This window comes from Nocardioides sp. J9, from assembly GCF_007829375.1.
In the GTDB taxonomy this organism is placed as follows: Bacteria; Actinomycetota; Actinomycetes; order Propionibacteriales; family Nocardioidaceae; genus Nocardioides.
The window spans coordinates 6,384-31,286 of sequence record NZ_VLJQ01000077.1 but is presented as its reverse complement, the minus strand read 5'-3'; the positions used below and the strand labels follow the sequence as shown (position 1 = coordinate 31,286).

Sequence of the window (24,903 nt, the reverse complement as noted above, 5' to 3'; positions counted from 1 at the left end):
CAGCCAGCGCGGCAGCGTGGCGCCCGCGCCGGAGGCGCGTCGGCGGCAAGTGCGGGCCCGAAGGGTCCCCCTCGACCTCGACAGGCGACCCGCTCGCGCAGACGAACTCAGTGCGCGGCTTCGTGCCAGGAGGTGCCGGTGCCGACCGAGACGTCGAGCGGGACGGTGAGGTCGGCGGCGCCGGCCATCTGGTCGCGGACCAGCGCCTCCAGGGCCTCGGCCTCGCCGTCGGCGACCTCGAAGACGAGCTCGTCGTGGACCTGGAGCAGCATCCGGGAGCGGAGGCCGGCCTCGTCGATGGCCGCCTGGGTGCGCAGCATGGCGACCTTGATCAGGTCGGCGGCCGAGCCCTGGATGGGGGCGTTGAGGGCCATCCGCTCGGCGGCCTCGCGGCGCATCCGGTTGTCGCTGGTCAGGTCGGGCAGGTAGCGGCGGCGGCCCATGATGGTCTCGGTGAAGCCGGTACGGCGGGCCTCGTCGACGATGCCGGTGAGGTAGTCGCGGATGCCGCCGAAGGTCTCGAAGTACTCCGTCATCAGGCCGGCGGCCTCGCCGGGCTCGATGCCGAGCTGCTGGGAGAGTCCGAAGGCGGACAGGCCGTAGGCGAGGCCGTAGTTCATCGCCTTGATCTTGGCCCGCATCTCCGGGGTGACGGCCTCCGGTGCGACGTCGAAGACGCGCGAGGCGGTCTCGGCGTGGAAGTCGCGGCCGGAGCGGAACGCCTCGATGAGCAGCTCGTCCTCGGAGAGGTGGGCCATGATCCGCATCTCGATCTGGCTGTAGTCCGCCGTCATCAGGGAGGCGTAGCCGCTGCCGACGACGAAGCTCTCCCGGATTCGGCGGCCCTCCTCGGTGCGGATCGGGATGTTCTGCAGGTTGGGGTCGGTGCTCGACAGCCGCCCGGTCGCGGCGATCGTCTGGTGAAAGGTGGTGTGGATCCGGCCGTCGGGCTGGACGGTCTTGAGCAGGCCCTCGATGGTCTGCCGGAGGCGGATCACCTCGCGGTGGCGCAGCAGGTGGAGCAGGAACGGGTGCTCGGTCTGCTTGAAGAGGTTCTGCAGGGCGTCGGCGTCGGTGGTGTAGCCGGTCTTGGTGCGCTTGGTCTTCGGCATGCCGAGCTCGTCGAAGAGCACGACCTGCAGCTGCTTGGGCGAGCCGAGGTTGATCTCCTTGCCGATGACGGCGTACGCCTCCTCGGCCTCCTTGCGCACCTCCTCGCCGAAGTGGGCCTCGAGGCCCTCGAGGTGGTCGATGTCGACGGCGATGCCGGTCTGCTCCATCGCGGCGAGGATGCCGACGAGGGGCATCTCGACGTCGGTGAGCAGGCTGCGGCCGCCGGCCTTCTCGACCTCGTCGGCCAGCTCGGCGGACAGGTCGAGGGCGGCCCGCGCCTGGACCATGGCGTTGCGGGCGATGCCGTCGTCGGCGTCGCCGTCGTCGAAGAGCATCCCCTGGTCGTCGTCGCCGGCGGGGGCGAGCTCGCGGTGCAGGTAGCGCAGGCTGAGGTCGGCCAGGTCGTAGGAACGCTGGTCCGGGGCGACGAGGTAGGCCGCCAGGGCGGTGTCCTCCACGACCCCGGCGAGCTTCCAGCCCTGGGCGGAGAGCGCGAGCAGCGGGCCCTTGGCGTTGTGCAGGACCTTGGGCCGCTCCGGGGCGGCGAGCCACGAGGCGACCGCGGCGTCGTCGGTGGCGCTCATCTCCTCGACGTCGACGTACGCCGCCCGGCCGTCCGCCAGCGCGAGTGCGAGCCCGGTGACGCGGCCGGTGCCGCTCCCCCACGTGCCGCGGACGCTGAGGCCGACCGTCTCCGTGCCGATCGACTCCAGCCAGCCGGCGACGGCGTCGGGGGCCAGGGTGGTGCCGTCGAGCTCGACGCCGGCCTCGACCGGGACGTCCTCGCCCGGGGCCACGACGTCGAGGATGCGGGTGCGCAGCTCGCCGCGGAACTCCAGCTCGTCGAGCAGCTCGAGCGCGGCGGTGCGGTCCCACTCGCGGCGGACCAGGTCGTCGATGGTCACGCCGAGCGGGAGGTCGCGCACCAGCGCGTTGAGCCGCCGGTTGCGGATCACGTCGCCGAGGTGGGCGCGGAACGCCTCGCCCTTCTTGCCGGTGATCTTGTCGGCCTGGGCGATGACGTTGTCCAGGCCGTCGTAGGTGTTGATCCACTTCGCCGCGAAGCCCGCACCCACGCCGGGGACGCCGGGCAGGTTGTCGGAGGTCTCGCCGACGATCGCGGCGAGCTCGGGGTAGCGGTGCGGCGGGACGCCGTACTTCTCCTCGACGGCGGCCGGGGTCATCCGGGCCAGGTCGGAGACGCCGCGCATCGGGTAGAGCACCGTGGACCGCTCGGTGACCAGCTGCAGCGAGTCGCGGTCACCGGTGAGGATGAGGACCTCGAGGCCGCTGGTCTCGTCGGCCAGCGCCTGGGTGACCAGCGTGGCGATGATGTCGTCGGCCTCGAAGCCGTCCATCTTGAGGAACGGGATGGAGAAGGTGGTCAGCATCTGCTCGATCAGCGGCAGCTGGCTGCTGAACTCCCCCGGGGTCTTGTTGCGCTTCGCCTTGTACTCGGCGTACTCCTCCGTGCGGAAGGTCTGCCGGGACACGTCGAAGGCGACCGCGACGTGGGTCGGCTGCTCGTCGCGCAGCACGTTGACGAGCATCGAGGTGAACCCGTAGACGGCGTTGGTGTTCTGCCCCGTCGCGGTCGAGAAGTTCTCGACCGGCAGGGCGAAGAAGGCACGGTAGGCCAGCGAGTGGCCGTCGAGGAGGAGCAGACGCGGACGAGTTGTCTCGGGCACCCGGCGACTCTACCGAGGCCGACCGACAGCGGTCCCCCCGCCGGTGCTCGATATCGTCGGGCCATGACGAGCAACACCGACATCGCCGAGTTCATGCGCGCCAACATGGGTGCCCTCAACGAGCGGATGGGTGTCGAGCTCGTGGAGGTCTCCCCCGAGCGCGTCGTCGCCACGATGCCGGTGGAGGGCAACACCCAGCCCTACGGCCTGCTCCACGGCGGCGCGTCGGTCGTGCTGGCCGAGACCCTCGGGTCGATCGCCGCGGCGCTCAACGCGGCGCCGGGCCGGTTCGCGGTCGGCACCGACATCAACGCCACCCACCACCGCTCGGCGACCCGGGGCATCGTCACCGGCGTCGCGACCCCGCTGCACGTGGGGCGCACGATGGCCAGCTTCAGCATCGAGATCACCGACGAGGACGGCCGCCGGGTGTGCACCTCGCGCATCACCTGCGCGCTGATCGAGCGGGACCCGACCCCGAAGGGCTGACGCTGCGGGCCGGCTCAGGCCTCGGGCAGGGCGAGCCGCTCCGCGCGGGCCCGGCGCAGCGAGCGTCGGGCGGCCAGCACCCGGGTGCGGCCGCTGTCGGCACCGACGGGCGAGCGCTGCGGCGAGATCCGCGAGCGCAGCAGCGTGGTCGGGGCGATGCGGTACATCGCGACCGGCGCGATGCCCAGGCGGGCCATGAACCGGTTGGTGTCCCGCGACGCGTGGGGTACGGCGGCCACCACGTGCAGGATGCCGTTGTCCTCCGCGAACGCGGCAGCAGCCTCCATCAGCGTGTGACCGACCCCGTGGCGGCGGAACTGGTCGAAGACCCGGGGGTGGATGGCCTGCACGCACGGCTCGAGGTTGAGCGGCGAGAGGGTCGTGATCCGCAGGTAGACCGCTCCGGCCAGCTGGCCGTCGTACTCGACGACCACCACGCGCTGCTCGGGTGACGCCTCGGCCCCCTTGACGACCAGCTCGAGGTCGGCGTTCTGCTCGGAGCGGTCGGCGCGACGCAGCGAGTCGTTCCAGAGCTCGGCCAGGACCGGCGCGTCCTCCGGCGTGGCGACGCGCGTGGTCAGCGAGTAGCGGCTCATGCAGGTCCCTGCCTTCCTCACCCCAAGACGGGGACCGCGCGGCGTCGGGCGGTCCGTGGGCAAAGATTACGCCCCCTCCCCGCCGGCCGACAGGGGGATCCCCGGATCGGCGTGCAACATCTGCGTTACGGGTCCCGGGCCCTCGGCGTGCCTGCATCTGCGCGGCGCAACATAAAGACATAAGGTGCCGACATGCAGACGTCTCGACTCTCCGCACTCGCCCTGACCGCCGTTGCCGCCCTCGCCCTCGGGGCGTGTGGCTCCGACGACAACGGGAAGACCTCCACCGGCGCCGACGTGGTGAAGGCCGGTTCGCTCACCGTCTGCTCCGACGTGCCCTACCCGCCGTTCGAGGACTTCGACAAGGAGAGCGAGCTCGGCTTCAAGGGCTTCGACGTCGACATCGTCGCCGAGGTCGCCGAGCGGCTCGACCTCGACCTGACGATCCAGGACTCCTCCTTCGACGCCCTCCAGAGCGGCCAGGCCCTCAACGCCGGCCAGTGCGACCTCGCGGCCTCCGCGATGACGATCACCGACGACCGCAAGAAGAACCTCGACTTCTCCGACGGCTACTACGACTCCAAGCAGTCGCTGCTCGTCGCGGCCGACAGCGAGATCGCCGCGATCGGTGACCTGGACGGCGTGAAGGTCGGCGTCCAGCAGGGCACCACCGGCAAGGCGTACGCCGAGAAGAACGCCGAGGGTGCGGAGATCGTGACCTTCCCGAGCGACGCCGAGCTCTTCCAGGCGATCAAGGCCGGCCAGGTCGACGCGATCCTGCAGGACCTCCCGGTCAACCTCGACCACACCCAGGACGGCAAGTTCAAGGTCGTCGAGACCTACGAGACCGACGAGCAGTACGGCCTGGCCATGAAGAAGGGCAACAGCCAGCTCGTCGAGGACGTCAACGGCGCGCTCGAGGAGATGCGCGAGGACGGCACCTACGACGAGATCTACAACAAGTACTTCGAGGTCGAGTGAAGCGCACCACCAAGCGGCGGCTCGTCGTCTGGGGCGTCAACCTCGGCGTCCTGGCGGCGGTCGTCGCTGCCTTGCTGCTGATCGACTGGAGCGCCTTCCGGGCCAACTTCTGGAGCCCGGACGGTGTGGCCGGCGGCGACAGCAACTGGGGCGACCTGATCACGATCGGTGCCGTCAACACGGTGAAGTACACCGCGATCGCGTTCGCCGGCGGACTGGCGTTCGCGGTGGTCCTGTCGCTCATGCGGCTCTCCCCCATCGCCACGTTGCGCTGGCTGGCGACGGCGTACGTCGAGTTCTTCCGGGGCCTGCCCGCGCTGCTCGTGATCCTGTTCATGGGCTTCGGCCTGCCGATCGCCATCGGCTGGAACCCGCCCGGCGGCGTCGTCGGCGCGGGCCTGCTCGCGCTCATCATGGTCGCCAGCGCCTACATGGCCGAGACCCTGCGCGCCGGCATCCAGGCGGTGCCCAAGGGCCAGACCGAGGCGGCGCGCTCGCTGGGCATGGGCGCCACGTCGACCACCTTCCGGGTGGTCCTGCCCCAGGCGTTCCGGATCGTCATCCCGCCGCTGACCAACGAGTTCGTGCTGCTGATCAAGGACACCGCTCTGCTGTCGGTGATCGGCTCCACCTTCACCGGGCGCGAGCTCACCACCGTGGCCCGCGACTTCACCTCGTCGGGTGTCTCGGCGGGGACGGCCACGAGCCTCGTCCAGGCCGCCCTGCTCTACCTGGTGATCACGATCCCGCTGACCCAGCTCGTAGCCTGGCAGGAGCGGCGACAGAGGAAGGCAACCCGATGAGCGGCGTCCCACTCGAGAAGCCCGGCCGGGCGGCCGACGCGTCGCAGCCGGCCATCGCCGTGCGCAACCTGCACAAGTCCTTCGGCCACAACGAGGTCCTCAAGGGCATCGACTTCTTCGTCGACCCCGGCCAGGTGGTCTGCGTGATCGGGCCGTCGGGCTCCGGCAAGTCGACGTTGCTGCGCTGCGTCAACCGCCTCGAGGAGCCGACCTCCGGCGAGGTGCTCATCGAGGGCATCGACATCTGCGACCCCGAGACCGACCTCGACGATGTGCGCTCCCGGATCGGCATGGTGTTCCAGCAGTTCAACCTCTTCCCGCACCTGTCGGTGCTGAAGAACCTGACGCTGGCCCAGCGCACGGTGCGCGGGCGCGGCAAGGAGGAGGCCGTCCAGGTCGCCCGGGCCAACCTCGCCAAGGTCGGCCTCTCGGACAAGGAGTCGGCCTACCCCGCCCACCTCTCCGGCGGCCAGCAGCAGCGCGTCGCCATCGCGCGGGCGCTGTCGATGGACCCCGACATGATGCTCTTCGACGAGCCGACGAGCGCCCTCGACCCGGAGCTGGTCGGCGACGTCCTGTCGGTCATGAAGGACCTCGCCGCCGAGGGCATGACGATGATGGTCGTGACCCACGAGATGGGGTTCGCCCGCGAGGTCGGCGACAAGCTGGTCTTCATGGACGGCGGCGTCGTCGTCGAGGAGGGCGTGCCCGCGGAGGTGCTCTCGAACCCGCAGCACGAGCGCACCCAGGCGTTCCTCTCCAAGGTGCTCTAGCCGCCCGCACCGCGCCGTACGACGACGAAGGGCCCCGCCGGGTGGCGGGGCCCTTCGTCGTGCTGGTGGCAGGGGGCCGGCTAGACGTCGCCGCCCAGGTAGGCGGCCTTGACGGCCGGGTCGACCGCCAGGTCCTCACCCTTGCCGGAACGGACGATCTCGCCCGTCTCCAGGATGTGCGCCTCGTGGGAGCGGCGCAGCGCCTGTGCGGCGTTCTGCTCCACGAGGAGCACGGTGGTGCCCTGCCGGTTGATCTCGGTGATGATCGTGAAGATCTGCTGGATCAGCTTCGGCGCCAGGCCCATCGACGGCTCGTCGAGCAGGAGCAGCCGCGGGTTCGACATCAACGCTCGGCCGATGGCGAGCATCTGCTGCTCACCGCCGGACATCGTGCCGGCGACCTGGTTGATCCGCTCCTCGAGCCGCGGGAACAGCCCGAGCACCCGGTCCAGGTCCTCCCGGAAGGCCGCGGTCTTGCGGTCCTTGCGGGTGAACGCACCCATCTCCAGGTTCTCGCGCACCGTCATCCCGACGAAGCACCGGCGACCCTCGGGCGACTGCCCGATCCCGAGCTTCACCCGGTCGTAGGGCTCCACGTTGGTGATGTCCTTGCCCTCGAACTTCACCGACCCGGCCCGGACCTTGCGCAGGCCCGAGATGGTCTTCAGCGTGGTCGTCTTCCCGGCGCCGTTGGCGCCGATCAGCGTGGTGACCGTGCCCTCGGGGACGTTGAAGCTGATGTCACGGATGGCCTCGATGTGCCCGTAGTTGACACAGAGGCCCTCGACCTCAAGAAGCATCTTCCTCGTCCACTCCCAGGTAGGCGGCGATGACCGCCGGGTTGTCTCGGATCTCGGCGGGCTTGCCCTCGGCGATCTTGCGGCCGAACTCGAGCACGACGATCCGGTCGGTCACGCCCATGACGAGCTTCATGTCGTGCTCGATGAGGAGCACGGTGTAGCCCTGGTCGCGCACCTTGCGGATCAGGTTCATCAGCTCGACCTTCTCGGCCGGGTTGAAGCCGGCGGCCGGCTCGTCGAGGCAGATCAGCTTCGGCTCGGTCGCCATCGCGCGGGCGATCTCGAGGCGGCGCTGGTCGCCGTACGACAGGTTCGCCGCCAGCTCGTCGGCCTTGCGGTGGATGCCCATGAAGCGGAGCAGCTCCATCGCACGGTCGTGGCCCTCGCGCTCCTCGCGCCGGTGCCGGGGCAGCCGGAAGAGCGCCGTGAACATGCCCGTCTTGTGCTGCGCGTCCGCGCCGACGAGGACGTTCTCCAGCGCCGTCATGGTCGGGAACAGCCGGATGTTCTGGAAGGTGCGCGCGATCCCCTGCTGGGTGATCTTGTAGCGCTTCATCCCGACGATCGAGCCACCCTGGAACCGGATGTCGCCGCTCGTGGGCCGGTAGACGCCGGTGACCGCGTTGAAGCAGGTCGTCTTGCCGGCACCGTTGGGCCCGATCAGGCCGAGGATCTCGCCCTGGTCGATGTGGAACGACACGTCGTCCAGCGCGGTGAGGCCGCCGAACTTCAGGGTGAGGTTCTGCACCTCCAGGACCGGGCCGCCGCCGGAGGGGGCGGTGCTGCGCGGTGCCTCCGGGTCCGGGGTCGCCGGGGTCTGCTTGGTGAGGTCAGGCACGAGCCGCCTCCTCTCCCTCGTGGCCCTCTTCGAGCTCCTCGAGATCTTGCTCCAGCTGCCTGGCACGCACGGTCCGCTTCGGCGGGAACAGGCCCTCCGGGCGCCACGCGGCGAGCAGGACGAGGGCGAGGCCGAAGACCAGCACCCGGAAGTCGTCGAACTCGCGGAACCGTTGCGGCAGGTAGGCGACCAGCACGGCGCCGACGACGACGCCCCACCGGTTGCCCTGGCCGCCGACGACGACCGCAGCGAGGAACAGGATGGAGAACAGGAGCAGGAACGAGTCCGGGTTGATGAAGCTCTGGCGACTGGCGTAGAGCGCACCCGCGAGGCCGCCGACGAAGGCGCCGGTGGCGAAGGCGAGCAGCTTGAACCGGAAGGTCGGCACGCCCATCAGCTCGGCAGCGTCCTCGTCCTCACGGGTCGCCTCCCAGGCCCGACCCACGCGGCTGTTCTTGATCAGCTTGTCGGCGAAGAGCATGGCGATGACGACCGTCAGGCCGAGCCAGTAGTACGGGATCTGGTCCAGCACGCCGAACTTGAGGAACGCGGTGGTGTCCTCGGTGTCGAGCAGGACCGTGCCGTCGCCCCAGTACAGGTGCGGGATCTGGAACAGGCCGTCGTCGCCGCCGATACTCGGCGGGCGGGCGATGTTGGAGATGCCCTTGCGCTCGCCGAGCCACTCGACGTTGACCGCGACGAGGCGGATGATCTCACCGAAGCCGAGGGTCACGATGGCGAGGTAGTCGCCACGCACCCGCAGGGTCGGCGCGCCGAGCAGCACCCCGGAGATGGTCGTGGCGACCACCGCGACCGGGATCGAGAGCAGCAGCGGCCAGTGCGCGTGGAAGGACGTCAGGATCGCGGCGGTGTAGGCGCCGATCGCGTAGAAGCCGACGTAACCGAGGTCGAGCAGGCCGGCGTAGCCGACCACGATGTTGAGGCCGATCGCGACCAGGGCGTACATCGTCACGACGAACAGCACGCCGCCGAAGTCGACACCCGGCGTGGTGATGATCGGCAGCTCGAGCAGCGGCAGGGCGTAGGCGAACAGGGCCAGGAGGACCCAGAGCAGGACCTTCACCGGGCGCGGCAGGGAGATGAACCTCTGCTTGATCTTGTTCATGCGCGGGCCTTTCCGAGCGACTCACCCAGCAGTCCGGTCGGGCGGAACAGCAAGATGACGACGAGCAGCACGAACGCGACGACGTGGCGCCACTCGGTACCGAAGAGCGCCGAGCCCCAGCTCTCCGCGACGCCGAGCACCAGGCCGCCGAGCAGCGCCCCGCGGAGGTTGCCGATGCCGCCGAGCACCGCGGCGGTGAACGCCTTGACGCCGAGCAGGAAGCCCACGTCGTACTTCGTGGTCTCGATCTTGAGCATGTACAGGAACGCCGCCACACCGGCCATCAGGCCGCCGATGAGGAAGGTGATCTGGATCGTGCGGGTGGGGTTGACACCCATGAGCGCGGCCGTCTCGGGGTCCTGGGCCGTGGCCCGGATGCCCTTGCCGAGGCGGGACCGGCGCACGAACTGGTCGAGCAGGACCATCATGCCGACGGCGGCGACGATGACGATCACGTCGATGCTGGAGAGGGTGACGTTGCCGATCTCCCAGCGGGGGGCGTCGACGACGCCGGCCATGCTGTTGTTGATGCGCGCCTTGCCGACGTACTCGGAGAGGTCGTCGTCGAGGCCGATCCAGCCGGTGACGCGGTCGCGCAGGCCCATCAGCTCGGCCAGCACGAACGAGGCGCCGATGGCGGAGATGAGGGCGATCAGCCGCGGCGCGTTCTTCTTGACCAGCGGGCGGTAGGCCACGCGCTCCAGCAGGAGGGCGATGAGTGCCGACATCATCATCGCCGCGAACAGTGCCGCGATGAGGATGGCGATCAGCTGGACGCCGTCGGCGTCGGCCCCGCCGAGCGCCATCACCGTCCACAACATCGCGAAGGTGCCGTACATGAACACTTCGGAGTGCGCGAAGTTGATGAGCTGCAACACGCCGTAGACCATCGTGTAGCCCAGCGCGATCAGTGCGTAGATGGCACCAAAGGCGAGACCGCCGATCGTCAGCTGCGGCAGGTTGCTGAAGAGAAAGTCGAAATTCACTCAGGCCTCCTGGCCCTCAAGCTCTGGACAGTGATGCGGCCGGGGACGGTGGTCCCCGGCCGCATCGCCTGTCATGTCGGACGGATCAACCGTCGATCACTCGATCTCGCCCTCGGGGACGATCGCGCCGTCCTTCACGGTGTACGCGTACACGTGGACGTCGGCGGGCTCGCCCGACTCGTCGAACTTCAGCTGCTTGGTGATGCCCTTCTCGTCGTACTCGTTGACGAAGGCGAGCATGTCCTCGCGGGTGTCGATGCCGTCGCCGATGCCGGCCAGGAAGATGCTGGCGGCGTCGTAGGCCTCGGCGGCGTAGGTGCCGGGCGCCTCGCCGAACTCCTCCTCGTACTGGCTGGCGAAGTCAGCCACGGCCGGGTCGGTGTCCGGGATGCAGGGGCAGGTGATGATCGTGCCCTCGGCAGCGGCCTTCGCGTCGAGGTAGGCCGGGTCCTTCACGCCGTCGGCCACGACGAACGTGCCATCGAAGCCGCCCTTGCGGAGCTGGCCCACGAGGATGGTCGCCTCGGCGTAGTAACCACCGAAGAAGACCGTGTCGGCCTTCGAGTCGGTCACCTTGGTGACGGTGGCGGAGAAGTCGGTGTCACCGACCTGGATGGTGTCGTTGCCGACGACCGTGTCGCCCAGGGTGTCCTTGACGATGCCGGCCAGGCCGGCGCCGTACTCGGAGGCGTCGTCGATGACGAAGGTCGACTCGGACTTGATGGTGTCCTGGATGTACTTCGCCGCGGCCGGACCCTGCGTCGCGTCGTTGCCGAGCGCGCGGTGGAAGGTGTCCCAGCCGTTCTCGGACAGCGTCGGGTTGGTGGCCGACGGCGAGACCGTCGGGACGCCACCCTCGGCGAAGATCGGGCCGGCAGCGGCCGACTCACCGGAGAACGCGGGGCCGACGACACCGATGATCTTCTCGTCACCAGCGACCTCGGTCGCCAGCGACGGCGCCTCGTCCGGGCTGCCCTGCGAGTCGAACTTCACGAACTCGACCTCGCACTCGGCGTCCGCGTTGTACTGGTCGACCGCGAGCTGCGCGCCCTGGATGATCGGCTTGCCGAGACCGGCGGCCGGGCCGGTCTCCGGGCCGAAGAAGGCGAGCTTGAGGTCGCACGCGGCGTCGCCGTTGCTGCTGCTGCCGCCGTCGCCGTCCTCGGTCGTGCCACACGCCGTCAGGGAGAGACCGAGGGTCAGCGCCACGGCGCCGATCCCCACTACCTTGTTGAGCCTCAAGACAATCCCGCTTCCTTTGTCGTTCCGGCAGGCGGCGGCGCCGCCCACCGAGGTGTCCTGCCGCGGGAACCTACACCGGGTCCGACCCTCGTGGAAGCAACTCGGCGGCTCGGGGCCAGAATCCTGACGAATCTGTTACCTGAGAGCCACGTCACAAGGATTATTTACGCAGAGGTCTCCATTATTTACGCGCCGGACCCGCCGGGGACACCGTGCGTGACCACGCCCTCCGCCACCTCGCGCATCGACATGCGCAGGTCCATCGCGGTCTTCTGGATCCAGCGGAACGCCTCCGGCTCCGACAGCGAGAGCTGCTCCTGCAGGATGCCCTTGGCGCGGTCGACCGCCTTGCGGGTCTCGAGGCGGTCCTTGAGGTCGGAGACCTCGGCCTCGAGCTGGGCGATCTCGGCGAACCGACTCACCGCCATCTCGATGGCGGGCACCAGGTCGCTCTGGGAGAACGGCTTGACGAGGTACGACATCGCACCGGCCTCGCGCGCCCGCTCGACCAGGTCGCGCTGGGAGAAGGCGGTCAGCATCACCACCGGGGCGATCCGCTTCCCCGCGATGGCCTCGGCCGCGGCGATCCCGTCGAGGACGGGCATCTTGACGTCGAGGATGACCAGGTCAGGACGCAGCTCCTCGGCGAGCTCGATCGCCTTCTGCCCGTCGGCCGCCTGGCCGACGACGTCGTAGCCCTCCTCGGCCAGCATCTCGGCGAGGTCCATCCGGATGAGCGTCTCGTCCTCGGCGATCACCACGGTGCGCGGAGTGGTCTGGGCAGCGTCGGTCACGGCCCAAGGTTATCCGCCGCCCGGTGCGCGGCGCGGAGGCCGTCTCGGCTACGGTTTCCAGCGCGGGCGCCCCGGTAGTCCAACGGCAGAGACAATGTGCTCAAACCACATCCAGTGTGGGTTCGAATCCCACCCGGGGCACTCCCTCGTTCAGTTCCGGCGGTAGGCCGGTGCCACCTCGTTGATCGCGTCGCCCATCCGGTGGATGCGCAGCGCGTTCGTCGACCCGGGGATGCCCGGCGGGCTGCCGGCGACGATGACGACGAGGTCGCCCTCGTGGACCCGGCCGATCTTGAGCAGCTCCTCGTCGACCTGGCGGACCATCTCGTCGGTGTGCTCGACCGTGCCGGTCTGGAAGGCCTCGACGCCCCAGGTCACGGCGAGCTGGGAGCGGGAGCGGGCCATCGGGGTGAAGGCGAGGACCGGGATCGAGCTGCGCAGCCGGGCGAGGCGGCGGGCGGAGTCACCGGACTGGGTGAAGGCGACGACGTACTTGGCACCGACGCGCTGGGCCACCTCCTCGGCGGCCTTGGTGATCACGCCGGAGCGGGTGTGCGGGTCCCACTCGATGCGGCCGAACCGGCTGAACGCCTCGTCGACGAGGGCGTGCGACTCGGTGGCCTCGATGATGCGCGCCATCGTCTCGACCGTGTGGATGGGGTGCTCCCCCACACTCGTCTCGCCCGACAGCATCACGGCGTCGGCGCCGTCGAGGACGGCGTTGGCGACGTCGCTGGCCTCGGCGCGGGTCGGCGCCGGGCTGGTGACCATCGACTCGAGCATCTGGGTGGCGACGATGACCGGCTTCGCGTTGCGGCGCGCGGCCACGATGATCTTCTTCTGGAGGAAGGGCACCTCCTCCAGCGGGCACTCCACGCCGAGGTCGCCGCGAGCGACCATGAAGGCGTCGAAGGCATCGATCACCTCGTCGAGGTTGTCGATGGCCTGGGGCTTCTCGATCTTCGCGATGACGGGGACCTCGATCCCCTCCTCGCGCATGATGGCCCGCACGTCCTCGGCGTCCTTGCCGTTGCGCACGAAGCTGAGGGCGATGAAGTCGACGCCGAGGTTGAGCGCGAAGCGCAGGTCGGCGGTGTCCTTCTCCGACAGCGCCGGCACGGAGACCGCGACACCGGGCAGGTTGATGCCCTTGTTGTTGCTGACCTTGCCGCCGACGAGGACCTCGGTGACGACGTCGGTGCCGTCGACCACCTCCAGGGCGCGCAGGCGCACCTTGCCGTCGTCGATGAGCAGCGGGTCGCCGGGCGAGACGTCGCCGGGCAGCCCCTTGTACGTCGTCCCGCAGATCTCGGCGTTGCCGTCGACGTCGCGGGTGGTGATCGTCCAGCGCTGCCCGCGGGTGAGCTGCACCGGCCCGCCGGAGAAGCGCTCGAGGCGGATCTTGGGGCCCTGGAGGTCGGCGAGGATGCCGACGCCGTGCCCGCTGGCGTCCGACGCGGCGCGCACGAGGCGGTAGGCCTCCGCGTGGTCCTCGTGGGAGCCGTGGCTCATGTTGAGGCGTGCGACGTCCATGCCGGCGTAGACCAGCTCGCGGATCCTCCGCTCCGAGCTGGTCGCCGGACCGAGGGTGCACACGATCTTGGCTCTTCGCACGTCCCCGACCCTATCGGTGACCCACGGGTAGAAAAAGTCGGACCGACGCAAACTTCGGGTGAAGTCTGCGCCGGTCCGACCTTGCGTGTCGTGCTGCTGCCCCGCGGGCTGCCTCAGACGGTCAGCGGGCGGGCCGTCGGCGGGATCGGAGCGGGCAGCTGGGTGCTGCCGGTGAGGTACTTGTCCACACCGGCGGCGGCCGCGCGGCCCTCCGCGATCGCCCACACGATGAGCGACTGGCCGCGGCCCGCGTCACCGGCGACGAAGACGCCGTCGACGCTGGTCGCGTAGTCGTCGTCGCGCTTGACGTTGCCGCGCTCGTCGAGCTCGACGCCGAGCTGGTCGAGGAAGCCGTCCTTCTCCGGGCCGAGGAAGCCCATCGCGAAGAGGACCAGGTCCGCCGGGATCTCCCGCTCGGTGCCCTCGTGCTCGACGAGCTTGCCGCCCTCGAAGGAGACCTCGACCAGGCGCAGCGCCCGGACGTTGCCGTCGTCGTCGCCGAGGAACTCCTTGGTGGAGACCGAGTAGACCCGCTCGCCACCCTCCTCGTGCGCGGACGAGACCCGGTAGATCATCGGGTACGTCGGCCAGGGCTGGCCCGCGGGCCGGTCCTCGGTCGGCTGCGGCATGATCTCCAGCTGCGTGATCGAGGCCGCGCCCTGGCGGATCGAGGTGCCGAGGCAGTCGGCACCGGTGTCACCGCCACCGATGATGACGACGTGCTTGCCGTCGGCACGGATCTGGCCCTCGACCTCCTCGCCCACCGCGACGCGGTTGGCCTGCGGGAGGAACTCCATCGCCTGGTGGATGCCCTTGAGCTCGCGCCCCGGCACCGGCAGGTCGCGCGGGACGGTCGAGCATCAAGTAGTGCCCGGAGGCCCGACCTCTGATTCGGCGTCGTACCGGTCCTTGATGGCCTGGCCGGTGAGCTTGCCCTCGCCGACGGTGACGCCGGAGCGGAACACCGTGCCCTCGCGCATCATCTGCTCGAGGCGCTGGTCGAGGTGCTTCTTCTCCATCTTGAACTCGGGGATGCCGTAGCGCAGCAGCCCGCCGGGCTTGTCGGCCCGCTCGTAGACGGCCACGGTGTGGCCGGCCCGGGTGAGCTGCTGGGCGGCGGCGAGGCCCGCGGGGCCCGACCCGATGACGGCGACGGTCTTGCCCGTGTGCCACTCCGGCGGCTGCGGCCGCACGAAGCCGGACTCGAACGCCTTGTCGATGATCGAGACCTCGATGTTCTTGATCGTCACGGCCGGCTGGTTGATGCCGAGCACGCAGGCGGTCTCGCACGGCGCCGGGCAGAGGCGACCGGTGAACTCCGGGAAGTTGTTGGTCGCGTGCAGGCGCTCGATCGCGCCCTCCCAGTCGTCACGCCAGACCAGGTCGTTCCACTCCGGGATGATGTTGCCCAGCGGGCAGCCCGAGTGGCAGAACGGGATGCCGCAGTCCATGCAGCGGCTGGCCTGGACGTTGATGATCGGGAGCAGCGCGCGGCCGACCCCACCCGGGTAGACCTCGTTCCAGTCGTTCACCCGCTCCTCGACCGGACGACGGTCGGCCACCTGGCGCGTGGCCTTCAGGAAGCCCTTCGGGTCAGCCATAGAGCACCTCCATAACTCGGTTGGCGGCGGCGTCGGGGTCGAGGCCCTCGGCCTCGGCCTCGGCCTGGACCGCCAGGACCTTCGCGTAGTCGCGCGGCATGACCTCGGTGAACCGCGGCAGTGCGGCCTCCCAGTCGGCCAGCAGCGCCTCGGCGACCTCGGAACCGGTCTCCTCCAGGTGCTTGCGCACGTAGCCCTCGAGCTCGGCGGCGTACTCGGCGCTGACCGGACGCAGGTCGACGAGCTCGCCGTTGACCCGGAAGTCCTTGAGGTCGAGCACCCAGGCGATGCCGCCGGACATGCCGGCCGCGAAGTTGCGGCCGGTCTTGCCGAGCACGACCACCCGGCCGCCGGTCATGTACTCGCAGCCGTGGTCGCCCACGCCCTCGGTCACGACGGTGGCACCGGAGTTGCGCACGCAGCAGCGCTCGCCGACCCCACCTCGGATGAAGATCTCACCCGAGGTGGCGCCGTAGGCGATCGTGTTGCCGGCGATGATGTGCTCGTTCGCCTTGAACGTCGCGCTGCGGTCGGGCCGGATCACGATCCGGCCGCCGGAGAGTCCCTTGCCGACGTAGTCGTTGGCGTCGCCCTCGAGGCGCAGCGTGATGCCGCGCGGCACGAACGCACCGAACGACTGGCCGGCCGACCCGACGAAGGTCAGGTCGATGGTGCCGTCCGGCAGGCCCTGGCCACCGTGCTTCTTGGTGACCTCGTGGCCCAGGATCGTGCCCACGGTCCGGTTCACGTTCCGGATCTGCAGCTGCGCGCGCACCGGCTCGCCCGACTCGATGGCCGGGGCCGCGAGCGGGAGGATCTCGGTGACGTCGAGCGACTTCTCCAGGCCGTGCTCCTGGCCCTTGGTGTTGTGGACGTCCTGGTCCGGGAAGTGGGTGCTGGCGACGTCGACCTTGTGCAGGATCGGCGCGAGGTCGAGGCCCTGCGCCTTCCAGTGCCGCTGGGCGTCGACGGTGTCGAGCGCCTCGACCTGGCCGACGGCCTCCTCGATCGACCGGAAGCCGAGCTGCGCGAGCAGCTCGCGGACCTCCTGGGCGATGAACTCGAAGAAGTTCACGACGTACTCGGCCTTGCCGCTGAACCGCGACCGCAGGGTCGGGTTCTGGGTCGCGACGCCGACCGGGCAGGTGTCGAGGTGGCACACGCGCATGAGGATGCAGCCCGAGACCACCAGCGGAGCGGTCGCGAAGCCGAACTCCTCGGCGCCGAGCAGCGCCGCGATGACGACGTCACGGCCGGTCTTGAGCTGGCCGTCGGTCTGCACGACGATCCGGTCGCGCAGGCCGTTGAGCAGCAGGGTCTGCTGGGTCTCGGCGAGGCCGAGCTCCCAGGGACCACCGGCGTGCTTGAGCGACGTCAGCGGCGAAGCGCCCGTGCCGCCGTCGTGGCCGGAGACGAGCACGACGTCCGCGTGCGCCTTGGACACACCGGCCGCGACCGTGCCGACGCCGACCTCGGAGACCAGCTTCACGTGGACGCGGGCCGACGGGTTGGCGTTCTTGAGGTCGTGGATCAGCTGCGCCAGGTCCTCGATCGAGTAGATGTCGTGGTGCGGCGGCGGGCTGATCAGGCCGACGCCCGGCGTCGAGTGCCGGGTCTTGGCCACCCACGGGTAGACCTTGTTGCCGGGCAACTGGCCACCCTCACCGGGCTTCGCGCCCTGCGCCATCTTGATCTGGATGTCGTCGGCGTTGGTGAGGTACTCGCTCGTGACGCCGAAGCGGCCGGACGCGACCTGCTTGATCGAGCTGCGGCGCTCGGGGTCGTGGAGCCGGTCGGAGTCCTCGCCGCCCTCACCGGTGTTGGACTTCGCGCCCAACCGGTTCATGGCGATCGCGAGGGTCTCGTGCGCCTCCCGGGAGATGGAGCCGTACGACATCGCGCCGGTGGAGAACCGCTTGACGATCTCCGAGACCGGCTCGACCTCCTCGATCGGGACCGGGGTCCGGCCGATCTCGCTGGCGTCCTTGAACTTGAACAGGCCGCGCAGCGTCATCAGCTTCGCCGACTGGTCGTCGACCGCCGAGGTGTACTGCTTGAAGATGTCGTAGCGACCGGTCCGCGTGGCGTGCTGCAGGCGGAACACCGTCTCCGGGTTGAAGAGGTGCGGCTCGCCCTCGCGGCGCCACTGGTACTCGCCACCGATCTCGAGCTCGCGGTGCGCGGCGGGGATGCCGCTGACCGGGTACGCCTTGTCGTGGCGCGCCTTGACCTCGCGGGCGATCTCGTCGATGCCGATGCCGCCGAGCTTGGAGGTGGTGCCGGTGAAGTACCGGTCGATGACCTCCTGGGACAGGCCGACGCACTCGAAGATCTGCGCGCCCGTGTACGACGCCACGGTGCTGACGCCGATCTTCGACATCACCTTCACGACACCCTTGCCGAGCGCCTTGATGAGGTTCTGGACCGCCTGCTCGGGGTCGGTGTTGACGTAGTAGCCCTCGCGCGCCAGGTCCTCGACGGTCTCCATGGCGAGGTACGGGTTGACCGCGGCCGCGCCGTACCCGACGAGGAGCGCGACGTGGTGGACCTCGCGGACGTCGCCGGCCTCGACGAGGAGGCCGACCTGGGTGCGGGTCTTCTCACGCACCAGGTGGTGGTGGACCGCAGCCGTGAGCAGCAGCGACGGGATCGGCGCGTTGAACTGGTCGGCGTGCCGGTCGGAGAGCACGATGATGCGCGCCCCGTCGGCGATGGCCTGGCTGACCTCGGCGCAGATCTCGTCGATCCGGGCGATCATCGCCTCGCCGCCGCCCTCGACGGGGTAGAGGCCCCGCGAGACGTGGGTGACGAAGCCGGGGTGGTCGCCCTCGCGGTTGATGTGCCGGATCTTGGCCAGGTCGTCGTTGGAGATGACCGGGAACGGCAGCGAGATCTGGCGGCACGACGCGGGCGCCGGCTGCAGCAGGTTGGACTCCGGGCCGATGGAGCCGTAGAGCGAGGTGACGAGCTCCTCGCGGATGGCGTCCAGCGGCGGGTTCGTGACCTGCGCGAACAGCTGGCTGAAGTAGTCGAACAGCAGCCGCGGCTTGTCGCTCAGCGCGGCGATGGGCGTGTCGGTGCCCATCGAGCCGAGCGCCTCTCCCCCGGTGTTGGCCATCGGGGTGAGGATGACCCGCAGCTCCTCCTCGGTGTAGCCGAAGATCTGCTGGCGGCGGGTGACCGAGGCGTGCGTGTGCACGATGTGCTCGCGGTCGGGGATGTCGTCGAGGTGGATCATCCCCGCGTGCAGCCACTCGCCGTACGGGTTCTCCTCGGCGAGCGCGGCCTTGATCTCGTCGTCCTCGACGATCCGGTGCTCCTCGGTGTCGACGAGGAACATGCGGCCCGGCTGGAGCCGGCCCTTGCGCACGACGGTGGCCGGGTCGAGGTCGAGCACGCCGACCTCGGAGGCCAGGACGACCAGGCCGTCCTCGGTGACCCAGAAGCGGGAGGGGCGCAGGCCGTTGCGGTCGAGGACCGCACCGATCTGGGTGCCGTCGGTGAACACGACGCACGCCGGGCCGTCCCACGGCTCCATCATCGTGGAGTGGAAGCGGTAGAAGTCGCGCCGCTTCTCGTCCATCTCGGTGTGGTTCTCCCACGCCTCCGGGATCATCATCAGCACCGCGTGCGGCAGGCTGCGACCACCCATGTGGAGGAGCTCGAGGACCTCGTCGAAGGACGCCGAGTCCGACGCACCCGGGGTGCAGATCGGGTAGAGGCGCTCGAGGTCACCGGGGATCAGGTCGGAGTCGAGCAGCGCCTCACGCGCCCGCATCCAGTTCCGGTTGCCCATGACGGTGTTGATCTCACCGTTGTGCGCGATGAAGCGGAACGGGTGCGACAGCGGCCAGCTCGGGAAGGTGTTCGTCGAGAACCGCGAGTGCACGACACCGATCGCCGAGGCCATGCGCTCGTCGCGCAGGTCGGGGAAGAAGTTGTCGAGCTGGTCGGTCGTCAGCATGCCCTTGTAGGCGAGGGTGCGCGACGAGAGCGACGGGAAGTAGACGTCCGTCTCCCGCTCGGCGCGCTTGCGCAGGCAGAAGGCCAGGCGCTCGAGGTCCATCCCGTTCAGCGCGCCGCCCGGGGCCTGCACGAAGAGCTGGGTGAACGTCGGCATGACGCTGAGCGCCATGGTGCCCAGGATGTCGGGGTTGACCGGCACCTCGCGCCAGCCGAGGACGACCAGGCCCTCCTCGACCGCGATCTCCTCGATGCGGGCGCGGGTCTTGGCGACCTCGCCCTCGTCACCGGGGATGAAGGCAGTGCCGACGGCGTAGGTGCCGGCGGCGGGCAGCGTGATGCCGTTGTCGGCCGCGACCGCGCGGAGGAATGCGTCCGGCACCTGCAGGAGGATGCCGGCGCCGTCACCGGAGTTCGCCTCGGCGCCAGCGGCGCCGCGGTGGTCCAGGTTGCGGAGGGCCGTCAGGGCCTTCACCACGATGTCGTGGCTGGCCTCACCGGTCAGCGTCGCGACGAAGGCGACACCGCAAGCGTCGTGCTCGTGACGCGGGTCGTAGAGACCCTCCGGCGGCGGGAACGCGTGCGTGTAGGGCACAGGGGTTCTCCCGTCGACTACGTCCGTGGGCTCCCCCGACGCCGGGAGGCGGCGGGACGTCCACGGAGGGTGGGGCGCAAGGGACGGCACTGGCCCACGCGGCGGAAGCCCCAGATTACCACTGTGTGAACGGTTCCTGTCTCATCAGGAGTCGCTCGTGGACGCCTCGTCCGTCACAGTCCGCTCACGGCCGTCGTCGTACACGTCCTCCTCGCGCCCGGGCCAGCGCCTGAGCGACCACACGAACCAGGCCGCGGCGAGGACGAAGAGCACGATCGAGGTCCACACGTTGAACCGCAGGCCGAGGACGTCGTCGAGCTGGACGTCGTCGATGCGGATGTACTCGATCCAGCCGCGGCCGRGCGTGTAGGCCATCACGTAGGCCGCCATCACCCGGCCGTGGCCGAGGCGGAAGCGGCGGTCGAGCCAGATGATGAGCGCGAACGCGGCCAGGTTCCACAGGCACTCGTAGAGGAACGTGGGGTGGAAGGTCGCCATCTCCGGCGGGATCCCGCCGTTGGCGGCGAGGGCGTCCTGGTAGTCCTGGCTGGCGAGGTAGGCGCTGCTGAAGTGGTCCTGGTCGATCTCCAGGCCCCACGGCGCGTCGGTCGGGCGGCCGTAGAGCTCCTGGTTGAACCAGTTGCCCCAGCGGCCGATGGCCTGCGCGACCAGCACGCCCGGGGCGAGGGCGTCGAGCATCGGGCCGAGCTTGATGCCCTTGCGGCGGGCGCCGATCCAGGCGCCGACGGCGCCCAGGCCGACGCCGCCCCAGACGCCGAGGCCGCCGTGCCAGACGTAGAGCGCGTCGACCGGCGAGCCGCCGTCGCCGAAGTACTTCTCCCAGTCGGTGGCGACGTGGTAGAGCCGGGCACCGACCAGCCCGAACGGCACCGCCCACAGCGCGACGTCCTGCACCTCGCCGAGGGTGCCGCCGCGGGCCTGCCAGCGCTTCTCACCGATCCAGACGGCGGCGACGATGCCGAGGATGATGCACAGCGCGTAGCCGCGCAGCGGGAACGGTCCGAGGTGCCACACGCCGTTGGCCGGGCTCGGGATGGTGGCGGCGACGATCTGGGTGAGCACGGCTCGTCCTTGTCCTCTAGTCCTCGGTCAGCAGGGTGTGCAGGTCGGCGGCGAACTCGGCGGCGGAGGTCTCCTGGTTCCACAGCACCACGGCCTCGTCGTCCTCGTCGATGGCCAGGGTGAAGGTGGAGTGGCCGCCGAGGTCGTAGCCGCCGGTCGGCAGCTTCTTGCCGTCGTTGACGTAGACCGCGAGCGGCTCGCCGACGTCGATGATCGTCCCCAGGTCGCCGGTCAGGCCGATGAAGTCCTTGTTGAACCGGTCGAGGTAGGTGCGCAGCGCCTTCTCGTCGTCGCGGGCGGGGTCGGTGGTCACCAGGACCACGTCGACCTGCTCGCGCTCACCGTCGTCGAGCCGGTTGAGCGAGGCCGCGATGTTGTTGAGCACCATCGGGCAGAAGTCCGGGCAGTTGGTGTAGCCGAAGAACACCAGGGTCAGCGGCTTGTCGGTGTCCGCGGCCAGTGAGAACGGGCGGCCCGCGGTGTCGGTGAGCGCGGTGTCCGGGGCCTGGTAGGGGTTCTTCAGCCGGGTGCCGGTGAAGGCCCCCTCCTCGTCCGACCCGCCGCCGCAGGCGGCCAGCGCGAGGGCGAGCAGGCCGACGGTCAGCGCGACGAGCGCGCGGTGGAGCTCACGCACGGACCGCTCCCCGGACGCCGGACGCCAGGTCCTCGGTGAGGGCGGTGAGCGCCGCCAGCCCTCCCGGGGCGTCGCCCGCGTGGTCCTGCAGCAGGCGGACGAAGGCGGAGCCGACGATCACGCCGTCGGCGTACGACGCCAGCTCGGCCGCCTGGGCGCCGTTGCTCACGCCGAGGCCGACCCCGACCGGAAGGTCGAGCCCGGCCGGCTGGAGCGCCTTGGCGCGGGTCACGAGCGGGCCGGCCAGCTCGCTGGTGGTGGCGCGGGCGCCGGTGACGCCCATGACCGCGGTCGCGTAGACGAAGCCGCGGCAGGCGGCGGTGGTCATCGCGATGCGCTCGTCGGTGGACGAGGGGGCGACGAGGAACACCTTGTCGAGGTCGCGCTCGTCGGCGGCGGCGACCCACTCGGGCGCGAAGTCGGGGGTCAGGTCCGGGGTGATCAGGCCCGCGCCGCCGGCGTTCGCCAGGTCCTGCGCGAACCGCTCGACGCCGTACCGCTCGACCGGGTTCCAGTAGGTCATCACCAGGGTCGGCACGCCGGTGGCGGCGACCGCCTCGACGACGCGGAAGACGTCGACGGTCCGGATCCCGCCCTCGAGCGCCTGCTGGGCGGCGGCCTGGATGGTGGGGCCGTCCATGACCGGGTCGCTGTAGGGCAGGCCGATCTCGATGACGTCGCAGCCGGCGGCGACCATGGCCTTCAGCGCGGCGATGCTGCCGTCGACGTCGGGGAAGCCCGCCGGCAGGKAGCCGACGAGGGCAGCGCGGCCCTCGGACCGCGCCGTGCCGAACGCGGTGCTGGTGCTGGTCACTTGCCGTCCTCCGTGCTCGCCCCGGCGGTGCCGAGACCGAAGTACTCGAGCGCCGTGCCCATGTCCTTGTCGCCGCGGCCGGACAGGTTGACCAGGATGGTCTGGCCCGGTCGCTCCTTCGCGACCCGCAGCGCGCCCGCGACGGCGTGCGCGCTCTCGATCGCCGGGATGATGCCCTCGGTGCGGGCCAGCAGCGCCATGGCGTCCATCGCCTCGGCGTCGGTCACCGGCAGGTAGGTCGCCCGGCCGGCCGCCGACAGCGCGGCGTGCTGGGGGCCGACGCCTGGGTAGTCCAGGCCCGCGGAGATCGAGTGCGACTCCACGGTCTGGCCGTCCTCGTCCTGCAGGACGAACGTCCGCGCGCCGTGGAGCACGCCGATGGAGCCCGCGAAGATCGTGGCTGCGKGGSGGCCGGTGTCGACCCCGTCGCCGCCGGCCTCGAAGCCGTAGATGTCGACCTCGGGGTCGTCCACGAAGCCGGCGAAGAGCCCGATGGCGTTCGAGCCACCGCCGACGCAGGCGGCGACCGCGTCCGGCAGCGCGCCGGTCAGGTCGAGGCACTGGCGCCGCGCCTCGTCACCGATCCCGCGCACGAAGCTGAGCACCAGGCTCGGGAACGGGTGCGGTCCGGCGGCGGTGCCGAAGAGGTAGGCCGTGTGGTCGACGCTGGCGACCCAGTCGCGCAGCGCCTCGTTGATGGCGTCCTTGAGCGTGCGGGACCCGCTCTTGACCGAGACGACCTCGGCGCCGAGCAGCTGCATCCGTGCGACGTTGAGCGCCTGGCGCTCGGTGTCGACCTCGCCCATGTAGACGGTGCAGTCGAGGCCGAGGTACGCCGCCGCGGTGGCCGATGCGACGCCGTGCTGGCCGGCGCCGGTCTCGGCGATGACCCGGGTCTTGCCCATCCGCTTGGTCAGCAGGGCCTGGCCGAGCACGTTGCGGATCTTGTGCGCGCCGGTGTGGTTGAGGTCCTCGCGCTTGAGCAGGATCCGCGCGCCGGCGAGGTCGGAGAGCCGCTTCGCGTCGTAGAGCATGCTCGGCACTCCGGCGTAGTCCTGCAGCAGCGCCTCGAACTCCGCGACGAAGGTCGGGTCGGCCATCGCCTTCTGCCAGGCGACGTCGAGCTCGTCGAGCGCCGCCATCAGCGCCTCCGGCATGAACCGGCCGCCGAAGGCGCCGGTGCCGCCGAACCAGCCGAGCTCGTCGGCGTCGTAGGTGCTCATCGCGTGCTCCCTTGCTGCTGGCCCTGCTGCTCCTGGCGCAGGCCGGTCATCGCGGCGACCGCCTCGCGCGGTGCACCGTCCTTCACCAGCGCCTCGCCGACGAGCACCACGCGGGCGCCCTCGTCGACGTAGCGCTGGACGTCGTCCGGGCCGGTGATCCCGGACTCGGCTACGAGGACGCGGTCGTCGGGCACCATCGGGGCCAGCCGGCCGAAGGTGTCGGGGTCGACCGCGAGCGTCTTGAGGTTGCGGGCGTTGACACCGATCAGCTCGGCGCCCAGCTCGACGGCCCGCTCGGTCTCGTGCTCGTCGTGGACCTCGACCAGCACGGTCAGCCCGAGCTCGCGGGCCGCGTCGTGGAGCCGGTCGAGCCGGTCGCCGGGCAGCGAGGCCAGGATCAGCAGAGCCAGGTCGGCTCCGGCGGCGCGGGCCTCGAGCAGCTGGTACTCGGTGACGATGAAGTCCTTGCGCAGCACCGGCACGTCGACCGCGGCGCGGACCGCGCGCAGGTCGTCGAGGGTGCCGTTGAACCGGCGCTGCTCGGTGAGCACGCTGATCGCGGCGGCCCCGCCGGCGGCGTACTCGGCGGCCAGTGCGGCCGGGTCCGGGATGTCGGCGAGCGCGCCCTTGCTGGGGCTCTTGCGCTTCACCTCCGAGATCACGCTGGAGCCCGGGCCGCGGAAGTGCGGCATGGGGTCGCGCGGGGGCGCGACGTCGGCCAGGACGGCGCGCAGGTCGGCCTCGGACACCTCCGCCTGCCGGCGCGCGAGGTCCTCGCGAACGCCGGCGACGATCTCGTCAAGCACAGTTCCCATCGCTGTCAGTGTTCCACGCGGCCGTTAGGGTTCCACACACTGCCCGGTCCGCTGGACGCCCAGCGCGAGCGGACCACGGAACCGACCACCGAAGGGAAATGACGTGAGCTACAACCAGCCTCCCGGCCCCGGAGCACCTCCCCCGCCCCCGCCCGGTGGTGATGGCGGCGGCTACGGCGCCTACGGCGGCGGCAACGGCGGTGGGTACGGCGCCGGTGACGGCGGCTACGGCCAGCAGCCGTACGGCTCCCAGCCGCAGGGCAACTCGGTCATGGCGATCATCGCCCTGGTCACCGGCATCCTCGGTGTCATCCCCTGCTTCTGGGGCTGCT

General features: G+C 70.3%; 20 protein-coding genes, 1 tRNA gene and 1 pseudogene. 6 read left to right on the top strand and 16 right to left on the bottom strand.

Annotation, left to right across the window (positions count from 1 at the left end; translation table 11 throughout):
- Positions 1-107: 107 nt before the first annotated feature.
- Complete coding sequence (gene polA, locus L615_RS12525; RefSeq protein WP_145725270.1) at positions 108-2,801, bottom strand: DNA polymerase I; 2,694 nt, start codon at positions 2,799-2,801, stop codon at positions 108-110.
- Between the two features lie 63 nt (positions 2,802-2,864).
- Between polA and L615_RS12520 the strand changes: the two genes are divergently transcribed.
- The gene (locus L615_RS12520) at positions 2,865-3,290 is read left to right on the top strand and encodes a hotdog fold thioesterase (protein ID WP_028654356.1); all 426 of its coding nucleotides are present in this window, start codon (positions 2,865-2,867) and stop codon (positions 3,288-3,290) included.
- A 14-nt stretch (positions 3,291-3,304) separates the two neighbouring features.
- On the opposite strand, the gene L615_RS12515 is transcribed toward L615_RS12520, so the two are convergent.
- On the bottom strand, positions 3,305-3,886 hold the full coding sequence (locus L615_RS12515; RefSeq protein ID WP_145725269.1) for a GNAT family N-acetyltransferase: 582 nt from the start codon (positions 3,884-3,886) through the stop codon (positions 3,305-3,307).
- A 192-nt stretch (positions 3,887-4,078) separates the two neighbouring features.
- Here L615_RS12515 and L615_RS12510 point away from each other — a divergent pair, with 192 nt between their 5' ends.
- The 3 genes from L615_RS12510 to L615_RS12500 are packed head-to-tail and all read left to right on the top strand — an operon-like array spanning position 4,079 to position 6,443.
- Positions 4,079-4,867, top strand: coding sequence for an ABC transporter substrate-binding protein (locus tag L615_RS12510; protein ID WP_028654358.1), 789 nt, complete (start codon positions 4,079-4,081; stop codon positions 4,865-4,867).
- The gene (locus tag L615_RS12505; RefSeq protein WP_028654359.1) at positions 4,864-5,670 is read left to right on the top strand and encodes an amino acid ABC transporter permease; all 807 of its coding nucleotides are present in this window, start codon (positions 4,864-4,866) and stop codon (positions 5,668-5,670) included. Before L615_RS12510 ends, L615_RS12505 begins: the two co-directional genes overlap by 4 nt.
- The gene (locus tag L615_RS12500) at positions 5,667-6,443 is read left to right on the top strand and encodes an amino acid ABC transporter ATP-binding protein (protein WP_036516653.1); all 777 of its coding nucleotides are present in this window, start codon (positions 5,667-5,669) and stop codon (positions 6,441-6,443) included. The genes L615_RS12505 and L615_RS12500 overlap by 4 nt, the downstream gene beginning before the upstream one ends.
- Before the next feature lie 80 nt (positions 6,444-6,523).
- Here L615_RS12500 and L615_RS12495 read toward each other — a convergent pair whose 3' ends face one another.
- The 6 genes from L615_RS12495 to L615_RS12470 all read right to left on the bottom strand — a co-directional run bounded on the left by L615_RS12495 (position 6,524) and on the right by L615_RS12470 (position 12,229).
- On the bottom strand, positions 6,524-7,243 hold the full coding sequence (locus L615_RS12495; protein ID WP_028654361.1) for an ABC transporter ATP-binding protein: 720 nt from the start codon (positions 7,241-7,243) through the stop codon (positions 6,524-6,526).
- Positions 7,233-8,081, bottom strand: a complete 849-nt coding sequence (locus tag L615_RS12490; RefSeq protein ID WP_028654362.1) for an ABC transporter ATP-binding protein — start codon at positions 8,079-8,081, stop codon at positions 7,233-7,235. Before L615_RS12490 ends, L615_RS12495 begins: the two co-directional genes overlap by 11 nt.
- Positions 8,074-9,207, bottom strand: a complete 1,134-nt coding sequence (locus L615_RS12485; RefSeq protein ID WP_051485433.1) for a branched-chain amino acid ABC transporter permease — start codon at positions 9,205-9,207, stop codon at positions 8,074-8,076. The genes L615_RS12490 and L615_RS12485 overlap by 8 nt, the downstream gene beginning before the upstream one ends.
- Positions 9,204-10,193, bottom strand: coding sequence for a branched-chain amino acid ABC transporter permease (locus L615_RS12480; RefSeq protein WP_051485434.1), 990 nt, complete (start codon positions 10,191-10,193; stop codon positions 9,204-9,206). Before L615_RS12480 ends, L615_RS12485 begins: the two co-directional genes overlap by 4 nt.
- Positions 10,194-10,289: 96 nt before the next feature.
- Complete coding sequence (locus L615_RS12475) at positions 10,290-11,402, bottom strand: branched-chain amino acid ABC transporter substrate-binding protein (RefSeq protein ID WP_222430536.1); 1,113 nt, start codon at positions 11,400-11,402, stop codon at positions 10,290-10,292.
- A gap of 218 nt (positions 11,403-11,620) precedes the next feature.
- On the bottom strand, positions 11,621-12,229 hold the full coding sequence (locus L615_RS12470; protein ID WP_028654366.1) for an ANTAR domain-containing response regulator: 609 nt from the start codon (positions 12,227-12,229) through the stop codon (positions 11,621-11,623).
- A 68-nt stretch (positions 12,230-12,297) separates the two neighbouring features.
- Here L615_RS12470 and L615_RS12465 point away from each other — a divergent pair.
- Positions 12,298-12,370, top strand: a tRNA-Leu gene (locus L615_RS12465).
- A gap of 9 nt (positions 12,371-12,379) precedes the next feature.
- Here the strand turns inward: L615_RS12465 and pyk are convergent.
- From pyk to trpC, 8 genes and pseudogenes are all read right to left on the bottom strand, one after another.
- Entirely contained in the window at positions 12,380-13,843 is a 1,464-nt protein-coding gene (gene pyk, locus L615_RS12460; protein WP_145725268.1) for a pyruvate kinase, read from the bottom strand.
- Positions 13,844-13,956: 113 nt separating this feature from the next.
- Positions 13,957-15,444: pseudogene (locus tag L615_RS12455) on the bottom strand (glutamate synthase subunit beta).
- Entirely contained in the window at positions 15,437-20,002 is a 4,566-nt protein-coding gene (gene gltB / locus L615_RS12450) for a glutamate synthase large subunit (RefSeq protein ID WP_145725267.1), read from the bottom strand. The pseudogene L615_RS12455 and the gene gltB overlap by 8 nt, the downstream one beginning before the upstream one ends.
- A gap of 144 nt (positions 20,003-20,146) precedes the next feature.
- Complete coding sequence (lgt, locus tag L615_RS12445) at positions 20,147-21,085, bottom strand: prolipoprotein diacylglyceryl transferase (protein ID WP_261376669.1); 939 nt, start codon at positions 21,083-21,085, stop codon at positions 20,147-20,149.
- 16 nt (positions 21,086-21,101) lie between these two features.
- Complete coding sequence (locus L615_RS12440; RefSeq protein WP_145725266.1) at positions 21,102-21,719, bottom strand: SCO family protein; 618 nt, start codon at positions 21,717-21,719, stop codon at positions 21,102-21,104.
- Positions 21,712-22,533, bottom strand: coding sequence for a tryptophan synthase subunit alpha (gene trpA, locus L615_RS12435; protein WP_145725265.1), 822 nt, complete (start codon positions 22,531-22,533; stop codon positions 21,712-21,714). Before trpA ends, L615_RS12440 begins: the two co-directional genes overlap by 8 nt.
- Positions 22,530-23,756, bottom strand: a complete 1,227-nt coding sequence (gene trpB / locus L615_RS12430) for a tryptophan synthase subunit beta (RefSeq protein ID WP_145725264.1) — start codon at positions 23,754-23,756, stop codon at positions 22,530-22,532. Before trpB ends, trpA begins: the two co-directional genes overlap by 4 nt.
- A complete protein-coding gene (gene trpC, locus L615_RS12425; protein ID WP_145725263.1) occupies positions 23,753-24,571 on the bottom strand; it encodes an indole-3-glycerol phosphate synthase TrpC in 819 nt (272 codons plus the stop codon). Before trpC ends, trpB begins: the two co-directional genes overlap by 4 nt.
- A 103-nt stretch (positions 24,572-24,674) precedes the next feature.
- Between trpC and L615_RS23320 the strand changes: the two genes are divergently transcribed.
- Positions 24,675-24,903: hypothetical protein (locus tag L615_RS23320; protein ID WP_186449849.1), on the top strand; the 229-nt coding region annotated here is incomplete at its 3' end.